23 protein-coding genes are annotated in these 25,913 nt (G+C 61.7%); 10 read left to right on the top strand and 13 right to left on the bottom strand.

Translation table 11 applies throughout. The annotated features are described in order from the left end of the window. Positions 1-48 precede the first annotated feature (48 nt). From NKH89_RS31640 to NKH89_RS31600, 9 genes are all read right to left on the bottom strand, one after another. Positions 49-315 carry an acyl carrier protein gene (locus tag NKH89_RS31640; RefSeq protein WP_023718550.1) on the bottom strand — a complete coding sequence of 89 codons (267 nt, stop codon included), beginning with the start codon at positions 313-315 and terminating at the stop codon, positions 49-51. 56 nt (positions 316-371) lie between these two features. Continuing rightward, complete coding sequence (locus tag NKH89_RS31635; protein ID WP_352855582.1) at positions 372-1,928, bottom strand: class I adenylate-forming enzyme family protein; 1,557 nt, start codon at positions 1,926-1,928, stop codon at positions 372-374. After that, entirely contained in the window at positions 1,925-3,946 is a 2,022-nt protein-coding gene (gene asnB, locus NKH89_RS31630; RefSeq protein ID WP_023718548.1) for an asparagine synthase (glutamine-hydrolyzing), read from the bottom strand. The genes NKH89_RS31635 and asnB overlap by 4 nt, the downstream gene beginning before the upstream one ends. A gap of 3 nt (positions 3,947-3,949) precedes the next feature. After that, positions 3,950-4,933 carry an NAD(+) synthase gene (nadE, locus tag NKH89_RS31625; RefSeq protein WP_031193946.1) on the bottom strand — a complete coding sequence of 328 codons (984 nt, stop codon included), beginning with the start codon at positions 4,931-4,933 and terminating at the stop codon, positions 3,950-3,952. Further along, the gene (locus NKH89_RS31620; RefSeq protein WP_352911230.1) at positions 4,930-7,668 is read right to left on the bottom strand and encodes an AMP-binding protein; all 2,739 of its coding nucleotides are present in this window, start codon (positions 7,666-7,668) and stop codon (positions 4,930-4,932) included. Before NKH89_RS31620 ends, nadE begins: the two co-directional genes overlap by 4 nt. Before the next feature lie 267 nt (positions 7,669-7,935). Beyond that, positions 7,936-8,184 (bottom strand): hypothetical protein, encoded by a 249-nt coding sequence (locus NKH89_RS31615; RefSeq protein ID WP_023718545.1) that lies wholly within the window; start codon positions 8,182-8,184, stop codon positions 7,936-7,938. 12 nt (positions 8,185-8,196) lie between these two features. After that, positions 8,197-8,628: a hypothetical protein gene (locus NKH89_RS31610; protein WP_352494498.1), complete on the bottom strand. Its 432-nt coding sequence runs from the start codon at positions 8,626-8,628 to the stop codon at positions 8,197-8,199. Between the two features lie 98 nt (positions 8,629-8,726). Further along, positions 8,727-9,626 carry a proline iminopeptidase-family hydrolase gene (locus tag NKH89_RS31605; protein WP_031193844.1) on the bottom strand — a complete coding sequence of 300 codons (900 nt, stop codon included), beginning with the start codon at positions 9,624-9,626 and terminating at the stop codon, positions 8,727-8,729. Between the two features lie 172 nt (positions 9,627-9,798). Continuing rightward, positions 9,799-10,524 carry a LuxR family transcriptional regulator gene (locus NKH89_RS31600; protein ID WP_352911226.1) on the bottom strand — a complete coding sequence of 242 codons (726 nt, stop codon included), beginning with the start codon at positions 10,522-10,524 and terminating at the stop codon, positions 9,799-9,801. Between the two features lie 301 nt (positions 10,525-10,825). Here NKH89_RS31600 and NKH89_RS31595 point away from each other — a divergent pair, with 301 nt between their 5' ends. From NKH89_RS31595 to NKH89_RS31550, 10 genes are all read left to right on the top strand, one after another. Beyond that, complete coding sequence (locus NKH89_RS31595) at positions 10,826-12,499, top strand: ABC transporter substrate-binding protein (protein WP_352494496.1); 1,674 nt, start codon at positions 10,826-10,828, stop codon at positions 12,497-12,499. A 107-nt stretch (positions 12,500-12,606) separates the two neighbouring features. After that, positions 12,607-13,635 (top strand): ABC transporter permease, encoded by a 1,029-nt coding sequence (locus NKH89_RS31590; RefSeq protein WP_023718541.1) that lies wholly within the window; start codon positions 12,607-12,609, stop codon positions 13,633-13,635. Continuing rightward, positions 13,635-14,609 (top strand): ABC transporter permease, encoded by a 975-nt coding sequence (locus NKH89_RS31585; RefSeq protein ID WP_352911223.1) that lies wholly within the window; start codon positions 13,635-13,637, stop codon positions 14,607-14,609. Before NKH89_RS31590 ends, NKH89_RS31585 begins: the two co-directional genes overlap by 1 nt. Beyond that, positions 14,599-15,621: an ABC transporter ATP-binding protein gene (locus NKH89_RS31580; RefSeq protein ID WP_352911220.1), complete on the top strand. Its 1,023-nt coding sequence runs from the start codon at positions 14,599-14,601 to the stop codon at positions 15,619-15,621. Before NKH89_RS31585 ends, NKH89_RS31580 begins: the two co-directional genes overlap by 11 nt. Continuing rightward, positions 15,618-16,604, top strand: coding sequence for an ABC transporter ATP-binding protein (locus tag NKH89_RS31575; protein ID WP_023718538.1), 987 nt, complete (start codon positions 15,618-15,620; stop codon positions 16,602-16,604). Before NKH89_RS31580 ends, NKH89_RS31575 begins: the two co-directional genes overlap by 4 nt. Positions 16,605-16,949: 345 nt before the next feature. Further along, positions 16,950-18,158 (top strand): ABC transporter substrate-binding protein, encoded by a 1,209-nt coding sequence (locus NKH89_RS31570; RefSeq protein WP_352484604.1) that lies wholly within the window; start codon positions 16,950-16,952, stop codon positions 18,156-18,158. 11 nt (positions 18,159-18,169) lie between these two features. Next, positions 18,170-18,943, top strand: a complete 774-nt coding sequence (locus NKH89_RS31565; RefSeq protein ID WP_352911217.1) for an ABC transporter ATP-binding protein — start codon at positions 18,170-18,172, stop codon at positions 18,941-18,943. Next, complete coding sequence (locus tag NKH89_RS31560) at positions 18,936-19,646, top strand: ABC transporter ATP-binding protein (RefSeq protein ID WP_352911214.1); 711 nt, start codon at positions 18,936-18,938, stop codon at positions 19,644-19,646. The genes NKH89_RS31565 and NKH89_RS31560 overlap by 8 nt, the downstream gene beginning before the upstream one ends. Before the next feature lie 7 nt (positions 19,647-19,653). Then, positions 19,654-20,541, top strand: coding sequence for a branched-chain amino acid ABC transporter permease (locus tag NKH89_RS31555; protein ID WP_031193840.1), 888 nt, complete (start codon positions 19,654-19,656; stop codon positions 20,539-20,541). A 1-nt stretch (position 20,542) separates the two neighbouring features. Next, complete coding sequence (locus tag NKH89_RS31550; protein WP_352484608.1) at positions 20,543-21,520, top strand: branched-chain amino acid ABC transporter permease; 978 nt, start codon at positions 20,543-20,545, stop codon at positions 21,518-21,520. Between the two features lie 19 nt (positions 21,521-21,539). Here NKH89_RS31550 and NKH89_RS31545 read toward each other — a convergent pair whose 3' ends face one another. Genes NKH89_RS31545 through NKH89_RS31530 form a run of 4 tightly spaced genes read right to left on the bottom strand, consistent with a single transcriptional unit; the run spans position 21,540 to position 25,566 of the window. Beyond that, positions 21,540-22,712 (bottom strand): ABC transporter ATP-binding protein, encoded by a 1,173-nt coding sequence (locus NKH89_RS31545; protein ID WP_352911211.1) that lies wholly within the window; start codon positions 22,710-22,712, stop codon positions 21,540-21,542. Continuing rightward, positions 22,705-23,847 carry an extracellular solute-binding protein gene (locus tag NKH89_RS31540; protein ID WP_352911210.1) on the bottom strand — a complete coding sequence of 381 codons (1,143 nt, stop codon included), beginning with the start codon at positions 23,845-23,847 and terminating at the stop codon, positions 22,705-22,707. Before NKH89_RS31540 ends, NKH89_RS31545 begins: the two co-directional genes overlap by 8 nt. A gap of 22 nt (positions 23,848-23,869) precedes the next feature. After that, entirely contained in the window at positions 23,870-24,691 is an 822-nt protein-coding gene (locus NKH89_RS31535; protein WP_023718529.1) for an ABC transporter permease, read from the bottom strand. Next, complete coding sequence (locus tag NKH89_RS31530; RefSeq protein ID WP_023718528.1) at positions 24,688-25,566, bottom strand: ABC transporter permease; 879 nt, start codon at positions 25,564-25,566, stop codon at positions 24,688-24,690. Before NKH89_RS31530 ends, NKH89_RS31535 begins: the two co-directional genes overlap by 4 nt. Positions 25,567-25,913 lie beyond the last annotated feature (347 nt).

Genomic DNA, 25,913 nt, shown 5'->3' with positions numbered 1-25,913 from the left:
CGGAAACGGTCGGGGACTTGAAACAGAGTTGCGCGAGATGTCGGCAAATCAGTTTCTCTTGCGCATGACATATTGCGCAATTCCCTCGATGGAATCGAGATTCTCGGGCAGCAGCTCGCTGTCTTCGACCGTGATGCCGAAGGTCTCCTCGATGAAGCCGATAACCTCGAGCACCCCCGTCGAGTCCACGATGCCTTGGTCGAGAAGCGAGGTGTCGCTCTCCAGGCTCTCTGGATCGGCTATATAGAAATTCGACGCCAGGAAAGCGCGAATTTGATCGCTGCAGGTATCGGTTCTATCCTTGGTAGACAACATTGATTTCGCCTCCGGTACAAAAAATGAATGCTGATCAACTTCGCCCTGATACCGACTCATGACAGGGCGGTTTTTTTGAGTTTGCCCGTGTCGGTCATCGGCAGACTGGGTACGATGACGATCGACTTTGGAACCATGAAGTTTTCCAGTCGTCTCTGGCACTCTTTCTGCAACTGCTTTTCACCGATCATGCTTCCTTGCTCCATCACGACAAATGCCTTCACTGCTTGTCCAAGCAACTCGTCCGGAACGCCGATGACCGCGGCTTCCCGTACGCCCGCAATCTCCATCAACACGTTTTCCACCTCCTTCGGCGCTATCTTCTCGCCCCGCGATTTTATGATCTCGTCGCCGCGACCGACAAAGTAGAGGTAGCCCTCGGCGTCCATCCGGCAGTAATCGCCGGTGTACAGGACCTGCTCGCCCGGCAGCGGTCCGGGCTTGAGCTTCCTGGCCGTCGCCTCCGGCTTGCCCCAGTAACCCTTCATCACCGTCGCTCCGCGGATGACGAGCTGGCCAACGACACCGTGGCCGACCCGCCTGTCATGCTCGTCGACAATCCACATTTCCGTATTGGGGATGGCGATCCCGACGCTCAACGGCTTTCGCTCGAGATCCTCCGGCGGCAGGTAGGTACAGCGCTTGCATTCGGTAAGGCCGTACATCGAATAGATACGGGCACGAGAAAATAGCTCCTGAAGCAGGAGAATGTGCTTGAGCGGCAGAGCGGCCGCAGTGTTCGTGACATAGCGAATACTCGAAAAATCCTGATCCCTGAGAGACTTGAGCTCCCCGAGTGCGGCAAAGATGGTCGGTACGCCGGGAAAGCCCGTCACCCTTTCTTGCTTGATCAGCCCAAGGATCTGCGCGGGGAAGGCGAACGAGCGTTCAAGCACCAGCCGGGCGCCCGCGCCGAATGCCATGATCATCTGGTACAGGCCGTAGTCGAAGGCGAGCGGCAGGACGTTGAGGATCACCTCGTCTTCAGCAAGCGCCAGGTATGAGGAAATCGAGGCGCACGCGGCAACCATGTTTCGGTGCGTCAGCATCACGCCCTTGGGCTCGCCCGTCGAGCCGGACGTATAAATGATTGCAGCAAGATCGATATCGATGCAGCGGCGCGCGGGCGGCGTGCTGCGGGCTGCCGCGACCGCAGTTTCCCAGCGCACAGCATGCGGCGGTTCTTGCAGGTCGTCGCGTTCGATCGGCCCGGAGACGATCATGCAGCGCAACGATGGGCAATTCCGCGCCGGCTCCCTGAAAATCGAATGCAGGTGGTTGTCGGTGATCAGTGCCGTCGGGCGGCAATCGTTGAGCAGATAACCAAGCTTGTCGCTTTTGGTGAGTGGATTGACGATGCACACCACGGCGTTGGCCTTGAGCACGGCCCAGAAAGCGACGACGGCCTCGACAGTGTTGTCGGCGAAGATCACCACCCGATCGCCGCGCGCGATTCCGGCCTGGCTCAAATGATGCGCTATGGCGTTCGAGCGCATATCGAGATCGCCGTAGGTGACACGTTGATTACCGCACACCAGGGCCACCTTCCCGCCGAGCCGGCTGGCAGAGTGGATGAGATAGTCGTGCAGGAGCGGTACGGCGCCATGCATCATGCGAGCACCTCTGCGCGATGCTCGCGGTCGATGTCGACGCTGAGCTTGAGCGTGCGAGCTCCACTTGGTCGGCTCGCGATAAATTGCTCATGAAGAAGCTGCGTCGACAGCACCCCGACCAGCGCCATATTGTCGGAGTTGGACAGGTCGGCGCCGCCGGCGCTGGCCTGGCACTTGCTCAGGAGACGGGCAACCGACTTAGGATCGAAGACGTTTGCCTCGCGCAGCGCCGCCTCCGAAAGTGCTTCGCGAATATAGGCCGGAGCGCCATCGGCGACGAAGCAAAGCGCGTTGGGGGCCCGGTAGGGCTGCTTCTTGCGAGTGACGATTTCCGACGGCACAATCGGTTGCGCCACACGCTTCAGAACATGCTTTTCATCGAGCACGCGCAGCTTATAGGCGGCCGGAAGCGAATTCGCGAGCCTCACGAGTTCATGATCGAGGAATGGGAAGCGCCCCTCGACGGAATGGGCCAAGAGCATCCTGTCCCCTTGCGATGAAAGCAGGTATCCCGACATCAGCGTCTGGATCTCGATATGCTGGTCCTGCGCAAGGGAGCCCCATCGCGAAAACTCCGCCGGCAGGCGGGCAAGCAGCTCGGACACGGCGTTGCGGCGCTCCGTTTGGGCCCGCATGTCTGCCGAAAACAGCCGCTTGATAGCGCTCGTGGTACGCCAGCGCGTGCCATGCGCAAAACCAGGCGCGTCATGGGCGTGGATGTCGCGCCCGAAGAACTGGCGTGCCATCGCCTGCTGTTGCACCGGCGAGCGGCTGAGATAGGGATAGAGGCGCTCCAGCAGCCGGGAGCGTCGCGTCGAGGCGGGCTGGCGTCCCCAGAAACGGCGGACCTTGCCCTCGCGGAACAGATCGTAGCCGGCGAACATTTCGTCGGCCCCTTCGCCGGTCAGCACGACCTTGATGCCATGCTGACGCACCAGTCTCGATAGCAGGAACAGCGGCGCCGGCGCGGTCCTGAGGATTGGCCGCTCGGTGTGGTAGATCACCTCAGGGAAGATGCCAGCGATATCGCTGCGCGAAACAACCACCTCATGGTGCTCGCTTCCCGCCACGCCGGCAACCAGGCGCTGGAAATGAGTCTCGTCATACTCGGCGTCGGCAAAACGCAGGGAGAAAGTCTGGAAGCGCCCGCCGGCGAAGCGTCTTCCAAGCGCGGCGACCAGCGAGCTGTCGAGCCCGCCGGACAAATAGCAGCCGACCGGCACGTCGGCGCGTACTATCCTGAGCGCCGTAGCGGCTTCCAGGGCGCCGCGCACTTCCTCCACCGCGTCATCAAGTGAACCGGCGAATTCGTCATCGCCGGGTCCGTCAACCTCTGGATAGCTTGGCTTCCAAAAAGCCCGCTCGCGAACGATGCCACTGTCATAAATGCGAATGTGCCCTGGAGTGAGTTCGCTTACTCCTCCAAACACGCCTTGTGGCGGCACGACGGTCCAGAGCGTGAAAGTCTGATCGATGCCGGCTGGATCGAAGGCGCGGGGTATATCCGCATCGGCCGCGAAAATGGCCTTCACCTCGCTGGCGAAGTAAAGCCGTCCGCCGTGCTCGCAAAAATGCAGCGGACAGATGCCGAACCGATCCCGCGACAAGACGAGTCGACCCGCCACGGAGTCCCAAATGGCGACTGCCCATTGCCCATTCATCCGCTCGAAGGCGGCCTCGCCCCAGGCATGATAGGCATGGACGATGACCTCCGTGTCGCTGCGTGTGCGGAAGCGATAACCGAGCGCGACCAGGTCTTGTCGCAGCTCGATGTAATTGAAGATTTCGCCGTTAAAGACGATCCACATTGTGTCGCCCGCGCCAGCGAGTGGCTGCTGGCCACTGGCGAGATCGATGACGGACAGACGGGCATGCGCCAATCCCGCACGTTTGTCCCGGTAAAGACCGCGCTCGTCCGGGCCGCGATGCGCCAGTGTGCCTACCATGCGCATCAGCGCATCACGGGAAGGGGGCGCCGCGGCGGCGCTCAGCGACACAATTCCGGCGATGCCGCACATCGCCTAGCCCTCGCCCATTGAAGAGGACACCAACGGCCGCGCGTGAAGATAGCGTGCGGCGCGCCGTTTGCTGTCGATATCCTTGAAAACTTTCTGAACCTGCACCACGGTGAGACCGGTGGCCTCGGCGACGTCTTCGCTAGCGATCCCGTGGTTTAACCCGTAGAGGCACAAATCCATCAGATAATAAGGCAGTGCGAAGTAGAACTCCTCCTGGCTCTGCGCCATCGAGAAGGTGTCCGTGGTGGGCGGTCTGCGCCGGACCTCTTCCTCCACCCCAAGATATTCGGCCAACTGGTAGACCTGGGTCTTGTAGAGGTGAACGATTGGCATCAGGTCGGCGATTCCGTCGCCCTGCTTGACGAAGAAGCCCTGGTCGTATTCCAGGCGGTTCGGCGTGCCCGCTACCGCGTAGTTGAGGCGGTCGGCATGATAGTACTCGGTCATCTTGCGCAGGCGCTGCTTGTAATTGGTTGCGGCGACGATCTGCAGATAGGCTGCCGACGGCAGACGCACCGTGTCGGTCCTGCCCTCAGGGTCCTGAACCGTGAGGCGCGTGATGTTGAGACCATTGCTCTCGAGAACTGAGGCCAGCACCAGCTTGCATTTCCAGCCGTCCCCATAGTCGGGAACGACAGTCTGGATTGCCTCGGTCTGCCGACAATAGGCGCCGATCGCTTCGAGGGCCGGTGTTATGTCCTCCAGGATCGCATCGATGCCAAGCTGTGCGGCGACAGTGCGGCCAAGCCTTAGCGAGTCACCGGAGGAGTGGCGCTCCGGCATGAATATTCCGAGGACCTTGTCTTTCCCAAAGGCGCGAACACACAACGCCGCGACGACGGAGCTGTCGATGCCGCCTGAGAGGCCGACAACCGCGCCTCGACGTCGCAGCGTGCCAAGGACCTGCTGGCGCAGGATCTGGACGATGCGATCGACCTCCGCAGCAGCGTCGAGCACAAGCGCGTCCTTGCTGAATGTTGAGATCAGGTCGATAGCTTGTACTCCAGTTTGCGAGACTCGGTTGGCGAATAGGTTTGCGCCACCGCTTTCTCGATAAGCGGGCGGTTGGTGGCGAGGTGAGGTTCTACGACCAGATCGATGTGGCTGCCGACGATCGGAATCACGTCCAGATGTCCGAAAGCGCGATCCCAGCCGATGGCCAGAGGCATTCCGGGTCGAGCACAGCGGAACAGGGTGCCTGTGATCGGCAGCGCCGGCTTTGGCTCGGCCACCCACTGGAAGAAGGCTCGCGCGCGCAAAACCTCTTGCAGTTCCAGTTTGGTTCTAAAACTCGTCGCGTTGAACTGTCCCTGAGCGAAACGATCGAGAAACCGGACCAGTTGCGCCTCGCGCCGCATTGCCACGGCGACTTTCGCGAGGGCCCGGCAAGCCATCCGATAAGCGGATACGCGGTTGGTTCGGATTCGATTGAATGTGCGCGTAAACGTCTCCCAGCGAGCGCTTCGCTCGCCGACGAGACTGGTGTCGAGAATGCCAAGGAACCTTACGGTCCGCCCCGCGGCCAGCAGCCGCGCCGCAACTTCGAAAGCGACAGCACCGCCGAGCGAATGACCGAGAAGTCGTATATGACCCGCGGGTTGAGCGCGGCGGATCTGCTCGACGGCGGCATCGGCCATGTCGGAGAGGCTGTTTTGCCCGCGCAGGATCATGGTCAGGGCTGGGTACCTGATCGGGGCAACGCGGGTGATCTTGCCCATCGCTGCTGCAAAGGCAGCAAGGCTCGGGCCGTAGCCGACGGATCCCGGGAACAGAAAAAGAACTGGAGGATCATGCTTCTGGGCGCGCGCGCTTTGGTCGCCTGCCTGTGCAGACGCGACCGCCTTGACCATCTCGTCCAGGCTCATTCCAACGGTGAACGCCTCAAGGCCGAGTTCCTGCCCGATGGCGCTTTCGATTTCCATGACGCAGTGCAGCAGCTTCAGCGAGTCTCCTCCGGCGTCATCCCAGCGTCCCGCCGCTACGCGCGTATTGAGGATGCTGGTCCACGCCCGCTGGACGATCTGCTGCGCCGTCAGCTTGCCTCGCGGCTCGAGCGGACGCGCCGTCGCTGCCGTCCCTCTGGCTGAAAGATCCATCTCTGCAAGTGTCGAGATGTCCACCTTGCCGCTTGGCAGACGCGGGATCTCGGCGATCGTGTGTAACCGCAAGGGACGCAGCGGCGGTGGCAGATTGGTCCTCACAAGCTGGCGAAGCTCGTCCGAAAAGCTCGCTTCGGCCGAGCGCCGAGGAACGGCAAAGGCGACAAGCTCATTGGCCGCAGTCACGATTGCCACGGCATCCGCAACAGCAGGCGCGCAACGCAGCACCCGTTCGAGTTCGGCTGGCTCGACGCGTCGACCGTTGATCTTTACCTGCCGTCCCTTGCGACCGACGATGTGCAGTAAGCCTTGATTATCAAGTCGGACGAGGTCACCTGTCGCGAAAATCCGAAGGCCTGGATCGTCCGGATCTGATGTCGCCGGCATAACCGCCCCGTCCTCCCAATGGCCAAGCAAGACATACGGGCTCCTGATCAGAAGCTCTCCGCTGCGGCCCGATTGAACGCAGCGGCCCGCTTCGTCGACAATTGCGAAGGTGATTCCAGGCAGCAGCCAACCAACTGGAACCGAATCTCCATGCTCCGGCCAGTCTCGCGGCAAGAACCATTGTGAGCCGGTGGTCTCGGTTGACGAGTAACCGATCTGGATGAGGCACGTATCGGAGACGGCCTTGCGCAGCAGTGCGATGTCGGTCCAGGGCACCTTCTCGCCACCGATCCGGGCGACTCTAAGCGAATGGAACGCTTCAGCAGGTCCGTCGGCCATGAGCGCGCGAAGCAGCGCCGGCACCAGATAGGTGATTGTCACGCCTTCGGATCGCACTAGGCGCTGAACGGCGCGCAAGCCGACCGCTTCGACTTCGACCAGATGCAAAGTGGCCCCGGTGAGAAGGGCTGCAAGAATCTCCCGGTACCCGGCGATTGTGGCGGGTCCGGTCAATGGCAGGAAAACATCATCCGAGTTGATGTGGCATGCATCGACATATTGCTGGACCCGGCACAGCAAGCTGCGCTGGCTGTTAACGATGCCTTTGGGGCGGCCTGTGCTCCCTGACGTATAAAGCACGATGGCGGGCGCATCGACCGAGACGGGGTAAGGCTGAGGCACTTGTACCGATTGCGAGGCCGCACTGGTGGGCACATCGATCCAACTGACTTGGTGAGGCAAACCGGCGGGTCGGACATTGCCCTCGCCCAGGATGGCCGAGAGCCGCGCCCCCGCCACGATTTCCAGGATCCGCGAGCTGGGATCTCGCGCGTTGAGTGGCACCGAAAGTCGCCCAGCCGTCATGCTTGCCAGGATGGCGATGGGATACCAGGCCGAGTTGGCCTGAAGAATCCCTATCGCCTGTCCGTCTGGGACGGCGGCAGCGATCTGGTAGGACAGCGTCTCAACTGACCGGAGAAGCTGGGAATAAGTCAGACGATTGGCGCCGTCGCTGATTGCGAGCTTGTCGGGGTACTGGCGGACCATATTTCTCAGGTGATCGAATACGGCAACGTTGGTAAAATCGGTGCCCAATCCTTGAAATGGGCGCAGTACCGGACCACCCTGATCCAGTGCGTATTGTGGAACACTTGACCATTTATTGGAGGTCGTTGTCTGACAATCCACCGCTAGATCCTGATCCGCGACTTCTGATCCCAAATATGCCGAAGACATGAGTTGCCCACGCTAAGATTAGGATCACTTATCGCCTCCCGCCCCAATCTTTTCATCGATCATTCTGATGATGCCCCGATCTTCGCCCAAGGACGCTTGGTTAGTCACTTCGCCTGTTTCGCAAGCCGCCGGCAGAGCCAATCATGCCGGGCTCGCGTGGTGCGCTTGACGCAGCGAGCACTGGCGTTCGTGCCAAGTTGGCAACGCCTGTTACACATCTGCCAAGGTGGGATCGAAGACGGAATCGCCGCTATTCAGGCACATTGCCTATTCTGTGGTTCTCCCGGGCGATACCGGCAATGGTTCAGTATCGGAGTAGCTGCCGGCGACAAAACAATATGCATAGATCTGTCCCCGATTTTCGTCAGTCACGCGGATCCAGTCTTTTTCCCACTTTCGGAAGGTAATATGTCCATCGGTCACCATGGCCGCAGCCTTGAACGGACTCGGCGCGTTGACGACGCGCACCGAGATCACATCGTCGCCGTCCATACGCTCGACGAGATACGTCTGCATGAAAGCCTCCCGCTAAACCACCCGCACTTTAACGCCGGCTAATAGATTCGGTTGCAACGTGCTTGGCGAAACTTGGGGTGGACACGTTCCATACCTGCAGGCACCTTCGCACTCGGCGTCGGCCGCGATGGTCTCGCCTGTCGGCAACGGTTCGCGCGCCCTGAGCGTCGAGACCAAAAGAAGCTCAAGACAGCTCAGCGGGCTGAGATATCGGCCGGATGGCTGAGCGCGCAGCCTGCGCGCCGCCCAGACCGGCACCATCGCCGCGCCGATTTCGGACGTCACCAATCCCTTTTTCGCCGAGTTCGTACGCGGACTGGAGACGCAGCCCACCAGCGCGCCGAGCGCTATAATATTCTGCTGTTCAGCACCGAGGAGAAACACGGCACGCGAAGCGCGCGAGATCGACCGGGTGCTGGAGCGCCGCATCGACGGCATCGTCATGGCACCGGCGGCGGCAACGAGGAGTTGCTCGCCGACCTCGCCGAGAGCGGACTGTCACTCGTCTTCGGCCACCGCAGGCTGAAGGGCGTGCTGGAACGTCAGTCGTATTTGGCCAGGAAGCGCCCGACGGCGGCGAGGCAGTCGTGCTTTTCCTCGACATGCGGCATGTGGCTGGAATTCGGGAAGACCAAACCTTCGACGTGCGGGATAAGATCCAGAAAGGGCTGGACGCAGGCCTCGGTCGCTTCGTCGTAGAAGCCGCGGAAAACCAGGGTCGGCGCCTCGATCTGATGCAGGCGGTCGACGATGGTCCAGTTCCGCATCGTGCCGATGACGTGGAACTCATTGGGACCATTCATGGTGTGATAGACGGTCGGATCTTCCTCGATTGCCGCAAATGTCCGGGCGACCTCTGGCGGCATCGGAACGACGCGACAGACATGGCGGTCGTAGAAAGCCTTCGTCGCCGCAACATATTCCGGATGATCGGTGGTTCCTGCCGCTTCGTGCCGGTCGAGCGCGCTTTGCACATCGGCTGGCAGCCCGGCGCGCAATTGCCGGGCTCCTTTCACCCACAGCACCATCGAGGCCAGCGAATTGGCCAGGATCAATGCCTTGAGCCCCTCCGGGCGGCGCACCGCGTGCTCGGCCGAAAGTATGCCGCCCCAGGATTGGCCCAGCAGGGCGTAGCGGCTGGCAATGCCGAGATGGGCGAGCAGCGCATCGAGTTCGCCCAGGAAGAAATCGACGGTCCAGAAGTCACCGCCCTTATCCGGCAGATGGGTCGATTTGCCATTGCCGATCTGGTCGTAGTGGATGACGGCTCGTCCGGTTTCGGCAAGCTCCTTGAATGAATCCACATAGTCGTGCGTGCAGCCCGGTCCACCATGAGCGACGATCAGGGGCAGCTTGCCCGAGGTGAGGTTTCCGGTCACTCGGTACCAGGTGCGATAGCCCTGGTATTGGCTAAATCCTTCGGTGATCGCATGCGCCGTCACAATCAAAGCTCCGCATCATGGCGCGGCAGGAGCCGAAGTGTGGACCCTCCCAAGCCTTGTTTTGCGGCCGACGGTACTAAGCGGCCCGGCGCATTTACAGCTAGCACTATTTATAGGTTTGCCGGTTATGAGTTTGCCCGAGGCAAGGCCGATCGCCCGCAGGTCGAGAGCCTCAATGCTCCGGTTCAAGCAGCCGGTAATGGGCGGCGAGCGCGATGGCATGGAAGCGGTTGCGCGCGCCAAGCTTTCGCGTCGCCGCGTTGAGGTGCAGCGTTGCGGTAGGCACCGCGCGGCCAATCTCACGCGCGACCTGCTTGGCCGTCAGTCCGGCAGCGGCCAGGCGCAGGCACTGGCGTTCGCGCGACGTCAGATGGACATATTGGCAGGTGCGGATTCCAGCATCGAAACCGGCATAGACGGAATCATGCAGCAGATGACCCAGATCGCCGATCTCGGCGATGAAGGGTCTGGCTTCGGCCTCGAACCCGGCCTCCGGATCGGCACGGATAGCGGTGAAGGTGGCGAGATCGCCGCCGGCAAGGCGAATGGGTACGGTGACGCCGCAGGTCATCCTCGTGTCAAGCAGATAGCTGACCACAGGATCGTGCTTGGACTGAAGCACACGCTGCATGACGTTGCTCTGAACGCCGTTGTGCGACCAGAGAAACGGTCTCGATACCGCGAGCGCGGCCTCCTGCACCGGGTCGAGCTGATAATATCCGCCCTTGCACCAGAGATCCTGCATGTCGCGCGGCACGTTGCGCAGAGCCATCAGCGAGGGCGTGATAAGCTCGCCCTTGTGGCTGACCGGCACCGGCGTATAGTCGTAGATGAATGCGGTGAAACCGATGGGCTCCAGCACCTCCGTCGCCATCGCCATGGCAGCGTCGATGCTCATTCCAGTTCGGAACCGGCTCTCTAGATCGCCTGGAAGGCTTTGCATCCGGCAAGCTTACCCGCTGATGATTGCTTGTCAAATAGCCATGTCGGGCGACTGCTCAACAAATAGGCGGGAATAAGCCTGTCCGACCCTATCTATCTTAATAGCTATCCCGTCCGGCTTCGCTCGCCGTAGTCTTTTGCGATTGGGCGAAGTAGCGAACGCCGTTCGCAAACCCAGGACTGTTTTCAGCCGCGCGGCGGTCGATCGACCGGATTCAGCGCGGCAAAAGCCGACACGCCTCCATGAGGGAACAAATATGCGACCCCAAAAAGCATTTGCAGCGTTGATACCCGGGCTGGCTCTGCTCGGCGTGACGATGATGTCGCCGGCAAGCGGTGCCTTGGCCGCCGAGGGCAAGCCAGGCGGCACGCTCCGATTGCTGGCCAATGCCGCGGCAGGCACCGCCGATCCGCACATCAATTATACGCTGCAGTATTTCCAGATCAATTATGTCCTCTACGATGGCCTGGTGACCTACAGGAAGGCCAGAGACAAGACCGGCTTCGAGGTCGTCGCGGACCTGGCGGAAAGCCTCCCGCAGGTCGAGAACGGCGGCAAGACCTATGTCTTCAAGCTGCGCAAGGGCATCAAGTTCGCCGATGGCTCGGACGTCACGACCAAAGACGTGGTCGCTTCGTTCCAGCGCATCTTCAAGATCAGCGGGCCGACGGCCGGGACCTTCTACAAAGGCATCATCGGCGCGGATGCATGCTTGAAGGCGCCCGCGACATGCTCCCTCGAAGGTGGCCTGTCTGTCGACGATGCGGCCGGAACCATTACCTTCAACTTGGTCCAGCCGGATGCCGAGTTCCTGCAGAAGCTTGCCGTTCCACACGCGTCGATCCTGCCGGCGAGCGCGCCGCTCAAGGACGCCGGCACCGATCCGATTCCGGGCACCGGACCCTATATGATCGCCAGTTACGACCCCAACAAGCTGATGAAGATTGTGCGCAACCCTCACTTCAAGGAATGGAGCAAGGAAGCGCAGCCGGCCGGATATCCGGACGAGATCGACTATGAATTCGGCCTTACCGACGAGGCGGCGGTGACGGCGGTCGAGAATGGCCAGGCGGACTGGATGTTCGATCCGCCGCCGTCCGACCGTCTCGCCGAACTCGGCACCAAATATGCCAAGCAGGTCACGGTTCACCCGCTGACGGCGATGTGGTACGCGCCGATGAACACCAATCTGGCGCCGTTCAACGACATCCGCGTTCGCCAGGCGGTGAACTTCGCCATCGACCGCGCCGCGATCGTCAAGCTTTTCGGCGGCAGCAATCTGGCGCAGCCGGCCTGTCAGATCCTGCCGCCGGGCTTCCCGTCATTCGCAGCCTATTGCCCGTTCACCGCCAATCCGGGTGAGAAGTGGTCCGCGCCGGATATGGATAAGGCCAAGCAATTGGTTGCTGAATCGGGAACCGCAGGTCAGGAGGTGACGATCATCACCGAGGACACCACTGTCTCCAAGGCGATCGGCGTCTATCTGCAGGACGTGCTCAACCAGCTTGGCTACAAGACGTCGGTCAAGCCGATTTCGCAGAACATCCAGTTCACCTACATCCAGAACACCAACAACAAGGTGCAGATTTCGATCTCGCAATGGTTCCAGGATTACCCGGCGCCATCGAATTTCCTGCAGGTCTTGTTCAGCTGTGCCTCGTTTACGCCAGGTTCCGACGCCTCGGTCAATATTTCGGGGTTCTGCGACAAGTCGATCGACGCATCGATGGACGAGGCAGAGGCAGCCACCATCGCCGATCCGGCCAAGGGCGCGACACTCTGGACCGCCATTGACAAGGCGGTGACGGACAAGGCGCCGGTCGCCGTCCTGTTCACGCCGAAGCGGGTCGATGTCATCTCGTCCAGGCTGAAGAACTTCACCTTCAGCCCACAATTCTACTGGATCGTCAGCCAGTCTTGGGTGGAATAACCTCCCGGAGCCAATGCGACGGAGCGCCGCCGGCTCTCCGTCGCATTTCCTTTTCCGGCGGATCAGCGCATCTTTCAGGCCGAGATTTTTCCTAGGCAATCCTGTTCATGGTCAATGTCATTGCGGATCAGCCCGCCATCTCGGTTCGCCGGGCCACCGATGGCCCGTGGCGCACGGCATGGCGCAAGCTGAAAGGCGATCGTTCGGCAATATCGGCATTCGCCGTGCTCGTCGTCGTCGTGATCGCCTCGCTCGCGGCGCCGCTTTATGCGCGGTACGTCTCCGGCACCGATCCATTTGTGACCAATCTCAATGGCGAGGTCGTCGTCGATGGGGTGACCCAGCCGGTGCTGCAGCCCTCCACAGAAGGCCTTGGCCTCGGCATGACGCCGATCGGGCCGACGTGGCGCATCGGTCCCTACCTGCTCGGAGCCGACAACCAGGGCCGCGACGTCGCGGCGCGGCTGCTTTACGGCGGACGGGATTCGCTGTTGATCTCGGGTGCTGCAGCCGCGCTGTGTCTCGTCCTCGCGACGTTTCTGGGGGTCGTCTCCGGGTTCTTCGGTGGCATCGTCGACATCGGCCTGTCGCGCATTCTCGACGTGCTCTGGGCCTTCCCGATTTTCCTGCTGGCGATCTCGCTGTCGATCGTGCTGATTGCGCAGAGTATCCAGATCGGTCCATTCGAAATCCGCTCCGGCAGCCTGTGGCTACCGGTCTTCATCATCGGCATCGTCTATGTGCCCTATGTGGCGCGGCCGATCCGTGGCCATGTCCTGACCTTGATGCATGCCGAATTCGTGACCGCTGCGATCGGCCTGGGCGCGTCGCCCTGGCGCATCCTTTTGCGCGACATCATGCCCAATGTGGTGACCCGGATCATCGTTTTCGTGCCGTTGATCCTGGCGCTCAACATGATGACGGAATCCTCGCTGTCGTTCCTGTCGATCGGCGTGCAGCCGCCGGATGCCAGCTGGGGCACCATCATCCAGGACGGCCAGGGCCTGCTCTATTCGCGGCCGGTCGTTGCACTGGCGCCGGGGCTGGCCATCGTCATCACGGTCCTGGCCCTCAACATTCTGGGCGACAGCGTACGCGACGCGCTCGATCCGAAATCCTCGCCGAGGGGCGTCTAGTGGTTGCCGCGCTCGGCTTCCGGCTTGGCCAGATGGTGCTGGTCATGTTCGGCATAAGTGTCGTTGCTTTCCTGATTTTCTTTGCGACGCCGGGCGCCGATCCGTCGGCGCGCATTGCCGGCCGCAATGCTTCGCAAGAGACGTTGATCCAGGTGCGCCACGATTTCGGTCTCGACCGGCCATTGCCTGTGCAATATGGGCTGATGATAAACCGGCTTTTTGTCAGCCGTGATCTCACCTCCTTCGTCAATCGCGGGCAGCGCGTCATCCCGACCGTGATAAGCGCCATTCCGGTGACGCTGTCGCTGGTCGGCGGCGCGGCAGTGCTGTGGGTGCTGGGGGGACTGATTGTCGGGGTGATCGCAGGCGCAACGCGCGGTACATTCGTTGATCGCGCGCTGATGATCCTGAGCCTGGTCGGCGTGTCGATCCCGGTCTTCTGGCTGGGCGAGGTCGCCAACCTGCTGACACAAAGCCGCTGGCACGACAGCTGGCTGTTTTCCTGGGTTCCTCCGCTCGGCTACATCCCCCTGACCGAGAATCCCTGGGGCTGGTTCAAGGCGCTCGTCATTCCGTGGTTCACGCTGGCAACCCTCTATGTCGGCCTCTATGGACGGGTGCTGCGCGCAAGCCTGATCGAGATGATGCAGGAGGATTTCATCCGCACCGCCCGGGCCAAGGGGATCGGCGAGCGCCGGGTGTTGCTGCATCATGGCCTCAGGACCTCGCTGGTCGCGTTCGTTACCATGTTCGGCCTCGATTTTGGTGCCCTGGTCGGCGGCGGCGCACTGTTGACCGAAGTGGTCTTCGGATTGCAGGGTGTCGGGAAACTGACCTATGAGGCACTGCAGACCCTCGATCTGCCGATGATCCTGGCCACGGTGATCTACGCCGCCTTCTTCGTGGTGATGGCAAACTTCATCGTCGACGTCGTCTTCGTCATCATCGACCCGAGGGCACGCAATGTCGGCTGATGCTCCTCTTCTGGTGGTCAAGGACCTCACCGTCTCCTTCCGCAGCGACGAGGGCCTGGTGCGGGCGGTGGGAGGCGTCTCGTTTGCCGTCGAGCAGCGCGAGATCATCGGGGTGGTCGGCGAATCCGGTTCGGGCAAAAGCCAGACCTTGCTCGCCATCATGGGGCTGATCGACAGCCCCAACGCTATCGTCTCCGGTTCCATCCGTTTCATGGGACAGGAGCTGATCGGGCTCAGCCGGCGTGCGCTCGATGCCATTCGCGGCCGCCAGATCGCGATGATCTTCCAGGATCCGATGTCGGCGCTCACTCCTGTGCATACGATCGGCAACCAGATCGGCGAGCAGGTGCGCGCGCATGAAAAAGTGTCGGCGAAAGCCGCGCGGGCGCGGGCCGTGCAATTGCTGGATGCGGTCGGCATCGCAAATCCGGATCGGGTCGTCGACAGCTACCCGCACCAGCTTTCCGGCGGCATGCGCCAGCGCGCGGTGATTGCCATGGCACTCTCCTGCAACCCGGCGCTGCTCGTCGCGGATGAACCGACCACAGCCCTCGATGTTACCGTGCAGGCGCAGATCCTCGAGCTGATCGGACGATTGCGCGACCAGTTCGGCTCGGCGGTGATCCTGGTCACGCATGATCTTGGCGTCGTTGCCGAAGTCGCGGACCGGGTGCTGGTGATGTATGGCGGACGCTTTGTCGAGGAGGGCGGCAAGAGCAGCGTGTTCCGGGCGCCGCTGCATCCCTACACATGGGGCTTGTTCGGCTCGATCCCGTCGATGGAGGGACCACGTCCGGCCCGGCTTGCCGCTATCCCGGGGATTCCGCCCTCGCTCTCCAACCTGCCGAAAGGCTGCGCCTTCGGCCCCCGGTGTGCCTTTCGCCACGACGCCTGTCTGGTCCAGCTGCCGATCATGCAAGGCGAGAGCCATCGCGCCGCCTGCGTGTTGCCGGAGTCCACGCGCAGACAATTCGCTGTCCAGAAGGCTGGCGGCGTGGAGATGCAACGATGAATGCCGTGCCGCGCCCGCTGCTTCGCGCCGGCGATCTGTCGAAACGTTATAGCGTCGGCCGCTCGATCTTCCCGGCACAGCGCCGGACCGTACATGCGGTCGATAAGGTGTCTCTCGACATCTGGCCCGGGGAAACGCTCGGCATCGTCGGTGAGTCCGGTTGCGGCAAATCCACGCTTGGCCGGTGTCTGGTGCGTCTGACCGAAATCAGCTCGGGGTCGCTGGAATTCGAGGGCCGCGACATCAGCGATGCCTCCCAGCGCCAGCTTCGTCCGTTGCGGCGGCAGATGCAGATGGTCTTTCAGGATCCCAGCGCTTCGCTCAATCCGCGCCGGCGGGTCGGCGATCTGCTGGCCGATCCATTCCGTATCCATGAACGCCTCTCGGCATCGGAAATGGCGGATCGCGTGGCCGACCTTCTGCGCCGGGTCGACTTGTCGCCCCAGCACGCATCGCGCTATCCGCACGAATTCTCCGGCGGCCAGCGCCAGCGTATCGGCATCGCCCGTGCGCTGGCGCTGCGGCCACGGCTTATCGTGGCCGATGAGCCGGTCTCGGCGCTCGACGTGTCGATCCAGGCGCAGATCGTCAATCTGCTCGCCGATCTGCGCGAGGAGTTCAACCTGACCTATGTGTTCATCGCTCACGACCTTTCCGTGGTGCGTCAGATCTCGAGCCGTGTGGCGGTAATGTATCTGGGATCGATCGTGGAGAGTGGGCCGACCGACGAGGTCTTTGCGGCGCCCAGACACCATTACACCGCGGCGCTGCGTTCCGCCGTTCCGATACCCAGCATCGACCGGGCGCGGCGCGGGCGGTTGGTACTCAAGGGCGACCTGCCCGGCCCGATGAACCCACCTTCGGGATGCCGGTTCCACACCCGCTGCCCAGCCGCCACCTCCCTCTGCCGCAGCGAGCGTCCGCTTCTTCAAAGCATCGGCGATGGCCGCCTGGTTGCATGCCATCATCCAGCCGGCGGTTGAGAACACACGTTTCTCGTTCAGCTGCATCATCTGATCACGACCGCTCGGGCCGGGATTTCATCACGGCACGTCGGCTTCAGAGAGATCAGACGCCATCTGGACCCTGCACGATCCGGCCCTATGTTGCGCTTCGACGTCCGCGGCATGGGCACCGCGAGCCTAATACTAAAGTAACTGTTCTCGCGTTGCCGCGCGATGCTACGATTTGAGGGACGGGCATAGGCGGCCGTACAGCGCTGCGATTTTCCGCCGGAGAGGACGGAATATGGGAGGCCACTCTTCGTGCCGCAGCAGGCAGCCGCCGACATGTTGCTCGGTTGTCGACCATAAGGGAGGAAGTCACCAATGAAGATATCGTACCTGGCCTCGGCCGCGCTTCTTGCAGCGACTGCGATGCCTGCCGCAGCCGCCGAGATTTCTGACGGCAAGGTCAAGATCGGCATTCTCAACGACCAGTCGGGCGTCTATGCCGATTTCGGCGGCAAGTGGTCGGTCGAGGCCGCCAAGATGGCGGTCGAGGATTTCGGCGGCAAGGCACAAGGCGCGCCGATCGAGATCGTCAGCGCCGACCACCAGAACAAGCCGGACATCGCCTCCAACATTGCGCGGCAGTGGTATGATACCGAACAGGTCGATTCCATCATGGAACTGACCACCTCCTCGGTGGCGCTGGCCGTCCAGGGGATTTCCAAGGAAAAGAAGAAAATCGACATCGTCACCGGCGCCGCAACCACCGAGCTGACCGGCAAACAATGCTCGCCCTATGGCTTCCACTGGGCCTATGACACGCATTCGCAGGCGGTAGGAACCGGTGGCGCTCTTGTCCAGCAAGGCGGCGACAGCTGGTTCTTCGTCACCGTCGATTATGCATTCGGCTATTCGCTCAAGGAGCAGACCGCCAAGTTCGTCGAGAGCCATGGCGGCAAGGTGGTTGGCGAGGTGCGCTATCCGCTCGGCTCGACCGATTATTCATCCTTCCTGCTGCAGGCGCAATCGTCGGGCGCCAAGGTCGTCGGGCTGGCGAACGCCGGCCTCGACACCTCCAACTCGATCAAGCAGGCGGCCGAGTTCGGTATCGTGCAGGGCGGTCAGCGGCTTGCAGCGCTTCTGTTCACGCTGGCCGAGGTGCATGGGCTCGGCCTCGAGGCAGCGCAAGGCGTGGTGCTGACCGAAGGCTTCTACTGGGATCGCGATGACAAGAGCCGCGAGTTCGCCCAGCAGTTTTTCAAGCGCACCAACCGCATGCCGAACATGATCCAGGTCGCCACCTACTCGGCAGTGACGCAGTATCTGAAGGCGATCGACAAGGCCGGCACCGACGCGACTGAAGCCGTCGCCAAGGAATTGCATTCGATGCCGGTGAACGACGTCTTTACGGCGAACGGCAAAGTGCAGTCCGACGGCAACATGGTCCACGATATGTATCTTTATCAGGTCAAGTCGCCGAGCGAGAGCACCAAGGAATGGGACTATTACAAACCCCTTGCCACGATCCCCGGTAACGAGGCGTTCCTGAGCCCCAAGGAAAGCGGCTGTCCTACGGCCAGCGAGTGATTGGCGGGCCGATGGCGCCGCCCGAACCGAATGGGCCGCGGGTGGTGCTTTCCGCCCGGGGCCTGCGGCGCGACTTCGCCGGTTTCGTCGCGGTCAGGAATGTCGATCTCGACCTCTACCATGGCAACATCCACGCGCTGATCGGGCCCAACGGCGCCGGCAAGACCACCGTCTTCAACCTGCTTACCAAGTTCCTGCCGCCGACGAGCGGCAGGATCGAACTGCTCGGCCACGACATCACCCGCACGTCGCCGGCCAAGGTCGCGCGGATGGGCCTGGTGCGCTCGTTCCAGATATCGGCGGTGTTTCCGAATCTCAGCGTGCTCGACAATGTGCGCGTTGCATTGCAGCGGCCGGGCGGGCTCAGCGTTCAGTTCTGGCGCTCGCTGGCAGCGCTCGATCGATTGACGCCGCGCGCCGAGGAGCTTTTGCGGTCTGTCGGCCTCGACGATGCCAAGAACAGGCCCGCCGCCGATCTCTCCTATGGCAGGAAACGCGTGCTCGAGATCGCCACGACGCTGGCCCTCGATCCGAAAGTGCTGCTGCTCGACGAGCCGATGGCCGGCATGGGGCATGAGGATGTGCGCACGGTTTCAGATATCATCCGCTCGGTCGCCAGGGATCGCGCCGTGCTGATGGTCGAGCACAATCTGACTGTTGTAGCCGATCTTTGCGACTGGATAACCGTCATGCAGCGCGGCGAAATCCTTGCCGCCGGCGACTATGCCACGGTCAGTCGCGACGAACGGGTGAGGATCGCCTATATGGGCACCGCCGATGAGTGACGCCGCGCCTCTTCTTGCAGTCCGCGGCCTCAACGCCTGGTATGGCGAAAGCCACGCGCTTCACGGCGTCGATCTGGAGGTCTTTCCAGGTGAAACGGTGACATTGCTGGGCCGCAACGGCGTCGGCAAGACCACGACATTGCGCGCCATCATCGGGCTGATCCGCCAGCGGACCGGCCAGATCGCTTTCGACGGCAAGGATCTGATGCGCCTGCCACTGCACCGGACGGCGCATCAAGGCCTTGGCCTGGTGCCGGAGGAACGCGGTATCTTCGCGACGCTGACGGTGGACGAGAATCTGGTCCTGCCGCCGATCGTAGCCGAGGGCGGCATGAGCGTGGAGGAAATATTCGATCTCTTCCCCAATCTGAAGGAGCGCCGCAACAGCCCCGGCACCAGGCTGTCGGGCGGCGAACAGCAGATGCTGGCGATCCCGCGCATGCTGCGGACCGGCGTGAAAATGCTGCTTCTCGATGAACCGACCGAGGGACTGGCTCCCGTTATCGTGCAGCGCATCGGCGATCTGCTGGCGACGATGAAAAAGCGCGGCATGACAATCCTGCTGGTCGAGCAGAATTTCCGCTTTGCCAGCCGTGTCACCGATCGTTTCTATCTGATGGAGCACGGCAAGGTAGTGTCGGGCTTTCCGGTCGGCGAACTGCCTGATCGCATGACGCTGCTGCATGAAGTGCTGGGTGTATGATGGCGCCATGACGATGATCTTCGGAATACCCGTTCAGGCATTCCTCGGCCAATTGCTGGTCGGCCTCATCAACGGCTCTTTCTACGCCATGTTGAGCCTCGGCCTGGCTGTCATATTCGGCCTGTTGCGCGTCATCAATTTCGCTCACGGCGCGCTCTATATGCTCGGCGCCTTCATCGGCTATCTGCTGCTCACCCGGTTCGGCATCGGCTATTGGCCGGCTCTGATCCTGTCGCCGCTGATCGTCGGCGGCTTCGGTGTCGTGGTCGAGCGCCTGGCGCTGTCGCGGCTTTACGATATCGACCCGCTTTACGGTCTACTTTTCACCTTTGGCCTCGCGCTCGTGCTCGAAGGCGTGTTCCGGTACTACTATGGGGTATCGGGAAGTCCTTATTCCGTGCCGCCGCTGCTGTCCGGCGGCACCAATCTCGGCTTCATGTTCCTGCCAAATTACCGCGGCTGGGTGGTGGTCGCCTCGATGATCGTCTGTTTCGGCACCTGGGTGCTGATCGAGAAGACCAAGCTGGGCTCCTATCTGCGCGCGGCAACGGAGAACCCCCGCCTGGTCCAGGCTTTCGGCGTCAACGTGCCGTTGCTGCTGACCCTTACCTACGGCCTCGGCTGCGCTCTTGCCGGTCTCGCCGGCGTTCTCGCCGCGCCGATCTATCAGGTAAGCCCGCTGATGGGATCTGACCTCATCATCGTCGTGTTCGCCGTTGTCGTGGTCGGCGGCATGGGATCGATCCTCGGGGCGATCGTTACCGGTTACATGCTTGGGCTCGCCGAAGGCCTGACCAAGGTTTTCTATCCCGAAGCCTCCAATCTGGTGGTCTTCGTCATCATGGCGATCGTGCTTCTGGTCCGGCCCGCCGGTCTTTTCGGAAGGGACGTCTGAGATGGCCGAACTCTCACTTCGCGGGACGCGCGCCAAAAGTTCGGTATGGCTTGAATGGACGCTGGTGGGGCTCGGCATCCTAGCGCTGCTGGTGGCGCCTTTCTTCGTCTATCCGATCTTCCTGATGAAAATGCTGTGCTTTGCGCTGTTTGCCTGCGCGTTCAACCTTCTGCTCGGCTACACCGGGTTGTTGTCCTTCGGCCATGCGACGTTCTTCGGCGGGGCGGCCTACTTCAGCGCATATGCGGTCAAGGTCTGGGGCTGGCCGCCGGAAGCGGGCATCCTGCTCGGCGTCCTGGGTGCCGCGCTGCTTGGCCTTGTGATGGGCTTCTTTGCCATCCGCCGGCAAGGCATCTATTTCGCCATGATCACGCTGGCGCTGTCGCAGATGTTCTTCTTCTTCTGCGTGCAGGCGCCGTTCACCGGAGGTGAGGACGGCATCCAGGGCGTGCCGCGCGGCAGGCTGTTTGGAATGCTCGACCTGAACGTCTCGATGAACATCTACTATTTCGTTCTGGCGGTCTTCCTGATCGGCGTGTTCGCCATCTGGCGCATCATCAACTCGCCTTTCGGCATGATCCTGCGTTCCATCCGCGAAAACGAGAGCCGGGCAATTTCGCTTGGCTATTCCGTCGCCAACTACAAGCTGGCGGCTTTCGTCATGTCGGCAACATTGGCCGGGCTGGCGGGCGCGCTCAAGGCGATCGTTTTTCAGTTTGCCACGCTCACCGACGTCACCTGGCAGATGTCGGGCGAGGTGATCCTGATGACGCTCCTCGGCGGCATCGGCACCATGGTCGGGCCGATCATCGGCGCCAGTCTGGTCGTCGGCCTGGAAAACACGCTCGCTACCTCGAATTTTCCGGTGACCATCGCCACCGGCCTGACCTTCATGGTCTGCGTGCTGGTTTTCCGGCGCGGTATTGTCGGTGAGGTCTATGCGCGGTTTCTCGGGCCAAGGGGTGACGCGAAAGACTGAACGGCTCAGCGCCTCGTCGCTACGCGATACGTACGCCTTGCGCGTCGAGAAGCACGCAACCCAGCGGGTCGAAGCAGACATCGACCGTTTCGCCTTCACGCAGCGGCTGGCCGTCGATCAGCGTGTTGGCGCGCACCGGCGTGCCAGCGCCGATGTCGATCTCGTAGACCGCATTGCCGCCGAGATAGGAGGTCGAGACTATTCGTCCCGCCAGCCTGTTGGCAGCACCCGCCGCGCCAACGGTAAGCTTCTGCGGGCGAACGACGACGGTGATCGCGCTGCCGGCCGTGAGCGCCTTCGGCGCGGCCGCCTTTACGACATGGCCGCTGGCCAGCGCGATCGTCGCCATCTTGCCGTCCATCGCCGTCACGCTGCCGGGCAGCATGTTGGCCTTGCCCAGGAAATTGGCGACAAATGCGGTGGCCGGCTGGTCGTAGACCTGCGCCGGGGAACCGATCTGCTCGATCAGGCCGGCGTTCATCACGACGATGCGGTCGGACATCGACAAGGCTTCTTCCTGGTCGTGCGTCACAAAGATGGCGGTGATGCCCGTCTCTCGCTGGATTTTCTTGATCTCGACGCGCATGTCCTCGCGCATATTGGCGTCGAGCGCCGACAAGGGCTCGTCTAGCAGCAGCACTTCCGGTTCGAAGACGATGGCGCGGGCCAGTGCGATGCGTTGCTGCTGGCCGCCCGAGAGCTGTGACGGCAGCTTTGTCTCACTGCCGGGCAGCCGCACCATATCCAGCGCCTTCTTGACCCGGCGCACGATTTCCGGTTTCGGCACGTTCCGGTATTTCAGCCCGAATGCGACGTTGTCGAAGACGTTCTTGTGTGGAAAGAGCGCGTAGTTCTGGAACACCAGGCCGATGTTGCGCTTGTAGATCGGGATGTCGTCGACGCGCTTTCCGCCGATCGAGATCTGCCCGCTGGTGATATCCACCAGGCCGGCGATCGATCGCAGGATCGTGGTCTTGCCGCATCCGGACGGCCCCAGCAAGGTGACGAAACTGCCCTTGCGGATCGCCAGTGAAAAATCGCGCACGGCGGCGAACTTGCCGTAGAAAATATCGATGTCGCGAAACTCGACCGCAGGCTTTCCTGTCGGCTGGCTTTCGCCCCGAGCGAGCGGGTCGCGATCAGCCCCGGCCGATGCCGGCCGGGGCTGATCGTGGCTGTTATCGTCATGCACCTTTCGACACCCTGTCCCATTGCTTGGTCCAGGCGTCTTCGTTCTTCGCCCAGTAGAGCGGATCGGCGAAGGTCAGCGACTTCATCGATCCGGTCGGGTCGAAGGCCGGAAGCGCTGCGATCTTGTCGGTCAGCTTCACCTTGGTCGGATCAAGCGAGGGTGGATAATTCTGGCCTTCGGCGACAGCGATCGACGTGGCCGGATCCAGCATGAAGTTGATCAGTTCCTCGCATTCGGCCATCGGCGATCCCTTGAGCACCAGCATGTCCTCCATCCATGCGTATGAGCCGGCGGGGTCGAGATAGCCGATCGGCTGGCCCTGCTGCTGCAGGGCGGCGACGCGTCCGGACCAGGCATCGGTAACGACGATTTCGTTGCGCGACAGGAGGTCCATCAGTTCCGCGCCGGAACTCCAGAACTTCTTGGCCAGGTCGCGGGTCTCGCGAACCTTGGCCCAGACCGCATCCATGTCCTGGATGTTGTTGGGGTCCTGTTTCGTCTGCAGCGCCGCATACCAGACGCGCGTCGTCATATCGGCGTAGCCGCCGACCTTGCCGCCATATTTCTTGTCGGTAAGCAGGTTGGCGCCCTTTTCCTTGGCTTCCTCCGGCGAGATGACCTTGTTGTTGTAGGCGATGCCGGTGGTGCCGTAATCATATGGCACTGCCGACAGCTTCGGCGTGATCTTGCGGAACGGCTCGATCATGGCGGTCAGCACATTCGCCATGTTCGGAATGTTCGCCTCGTTGATCTCCGAGTTGAAGCCGCCATTGACGTATTTGATGTAGTAGTTGACGCCGGAAGAATGGACGATCTGGAAGTCGCCCGGCTTCGACGTCTTGATCTTGGTGATGATCTCGTTCTCGTCGCCAAAGGTGCCCTGGACGACCTTGACCTTGGACTTGGCGGTGTAGGGCTGGAACGCGTACTTATCGATCGCCTCCTGCACCACGCCGCCCCATCCGTCGAAGCGCACTTCCGAAACCGCGGCCAGCGCGCGTCCCATCCAGGGCATGGAAAGCCCGGTGGCGGCGGCAGCGGCGGCCGTCAGCGTCAGGAATGATCGCCGGCTGATGTCGCCATTGGCATAGCGTTCGTTGAGCCGTTCCAGTCGTTTGGTGGTTGTCAGTTTCATTTTCATTCTCCCATTTTCATTTTCACTTGCCTGCCTTGAACCAGGTGAGGCTTTGCAGGATGAGCCCACCAGCCAAGGGAATGCCGACCGTCAAAAGGATCATGACAGTGCCCAGCGCGTTCACCTCGGGGCTGATCGAGATCTTCAGCATCGAGAGGATTTGCGTCGGCATGGTCTCGACGCCCGCCGGTCGCCAGAACAGGCTGGCCGAGGTGTTGTCGAACGAGATGGTGAAGGCGAGCAGCACGCTGGCAAGCACTGCGGGAATGAGCAGCGGCAGCGTGATCTCGCGGAATGTCGACACACGCGGCGCCCCGAGCGACAGTGCCGCCTCCTCATAGGAACGTTTAATGCCGACCATGCGCGCCTGAACGATCAGCACCACGTAGGGGAGCGTGAGCAGAATGTGGCCGAGCACCAGAAGCGTCATGCTGCGCGGTTGGTCGACGGCTTTGATCATGACCAGCAGGCCGACGCCCAGTATCGTCTCGGGGACCAGCGCGGGAAGAATGACAAGCGTGTTGATCGCCTGCTTGCCACGGAACTCGAAGCGCACCAGCGCCAATGCCGCCATGATGCCGAGCAGCGTCGTCACCGTTGCCGTCACCAGGGCAATCCACATCGATGTCCGGAAGGCATCGAGGACCGGCCCGTTGGTGAGCAGCTTCTCGTACCAGCGCAGGCTGAAGCCGGTGAGGGGAAAGCCGCCAAACATCGAGGCGTTGAAGGAAAGCACGACCGTGGCGAGGATCGGGGCGAACATGAAGACATAGACGCACACCGTGATCGCGCCGGTTAGCCGCCACGCCCATCTGCCTTCGCGATCGGGATGCTCCGCTCTCATGCACTGAGACCCTTCATGATCTGCGACAGGCCCATATAGCGGCTGTAGGCGGCCGCGGCCGCACCGAGCAGAACGAACAGGACGATGGAAAGCGTGGCGCCCATCGGCCAGTTGAGCTGCCCCATGATGGTGTCGTAGATCAGGTTGCCGAACAGCGCGTCGCGGCTTCCCCCGAGCAATTGCGGCGTCACATAGGAGCCGGCCGCCAGCACGAAGCAGAGCAACAGTCCGGCGCCCAGCCCCGGAATCGACAGCGGCAGGGTCACTTCGCGGAACGCCTGTGCGCTGGTGCAGCCCATCGAGCGGGCGGCGGCGATCAAGGTGCGGTCGATGCCCTCCAGGCTGACATAGACGTTCAGGATCATGTAGGGCAGCAGAAAATGCAGCAGCCCCATGATGACGGCGCCCTCGGTGTAGAGCATCGGCAACGGCTCGTTGATGACCCCCAGCCGGATGAGCACGACGTTGATCAGCCCCTGTTCGCCGAGAATATGGATCCACGAGAATGTCCGGATGGTGAAGCTGATCCAGAACGGCACGATGAGCAGCAACAGCAGCAGCCATTTGTGCTTGAAAGTCGTGGCCCAGATGAAATAGGCGGGGAAATAGCCAAGGATCGCGCAGATCACAGCGGTGATGGCGCCGACGCGAACGGTCTTCCAAAGAAAGCCGTGATAGTAGCTGTCGGTGAGGAATTCCTTCCAGTTGTCGAAGGTCAGCACCGCCGACTCCACCCCAGCGGTAACGAAGGTGAAAAACGTGTAGACAGTCATCATCGCGATCGGCAGCAGCAGAAGCAGGGTAAGCAGCAAAAGCACGGGCGCGACGAGGACCCAGGCCAGTCGCTGATCATATAATTTCCACCCTTTGGTCACGACCCGTCCAACCACTTCATGTCCAAGCCGCCATCACCGGGCTCGGCTCCGGACTAGATTGGGCGATCGGCGTTCAGGTGTCCACTCTGCATATGGCTCCTGCACAAATTCTGTGCAGGGCCACCGCGCGACCGTCGCCCTGCTGGATTTAACAAATTGCTCGGGTTCGCCTGCGCATTGATTAAATCAGATATCCCGATATACAGGATAATTTCGGATATAGATTTGGCATGGGCCCGGGCATTTCATGAGTCGCAATTTTCTGGTGATTGAACCTGAGGAAGGCATTGCCGTGCTCAAGGGGCTTGCCTCCTCGGCGCGTATCTCGATGCTGAAACTGCTGCATG

This window comes from Mesorhizobium sp. M0923 (assembly GCF_040319365.1).
Lineage (GTDB): Bacteria > Pseudomonadota > Alphaproteobacteria > Rhizobiales > Rhizobiaceae > Mesorhizobium.
Note: the sequence above shows the minus strand (reverse complement) of the source record. Positions and strands in the feature narration are given on the sequence as shown.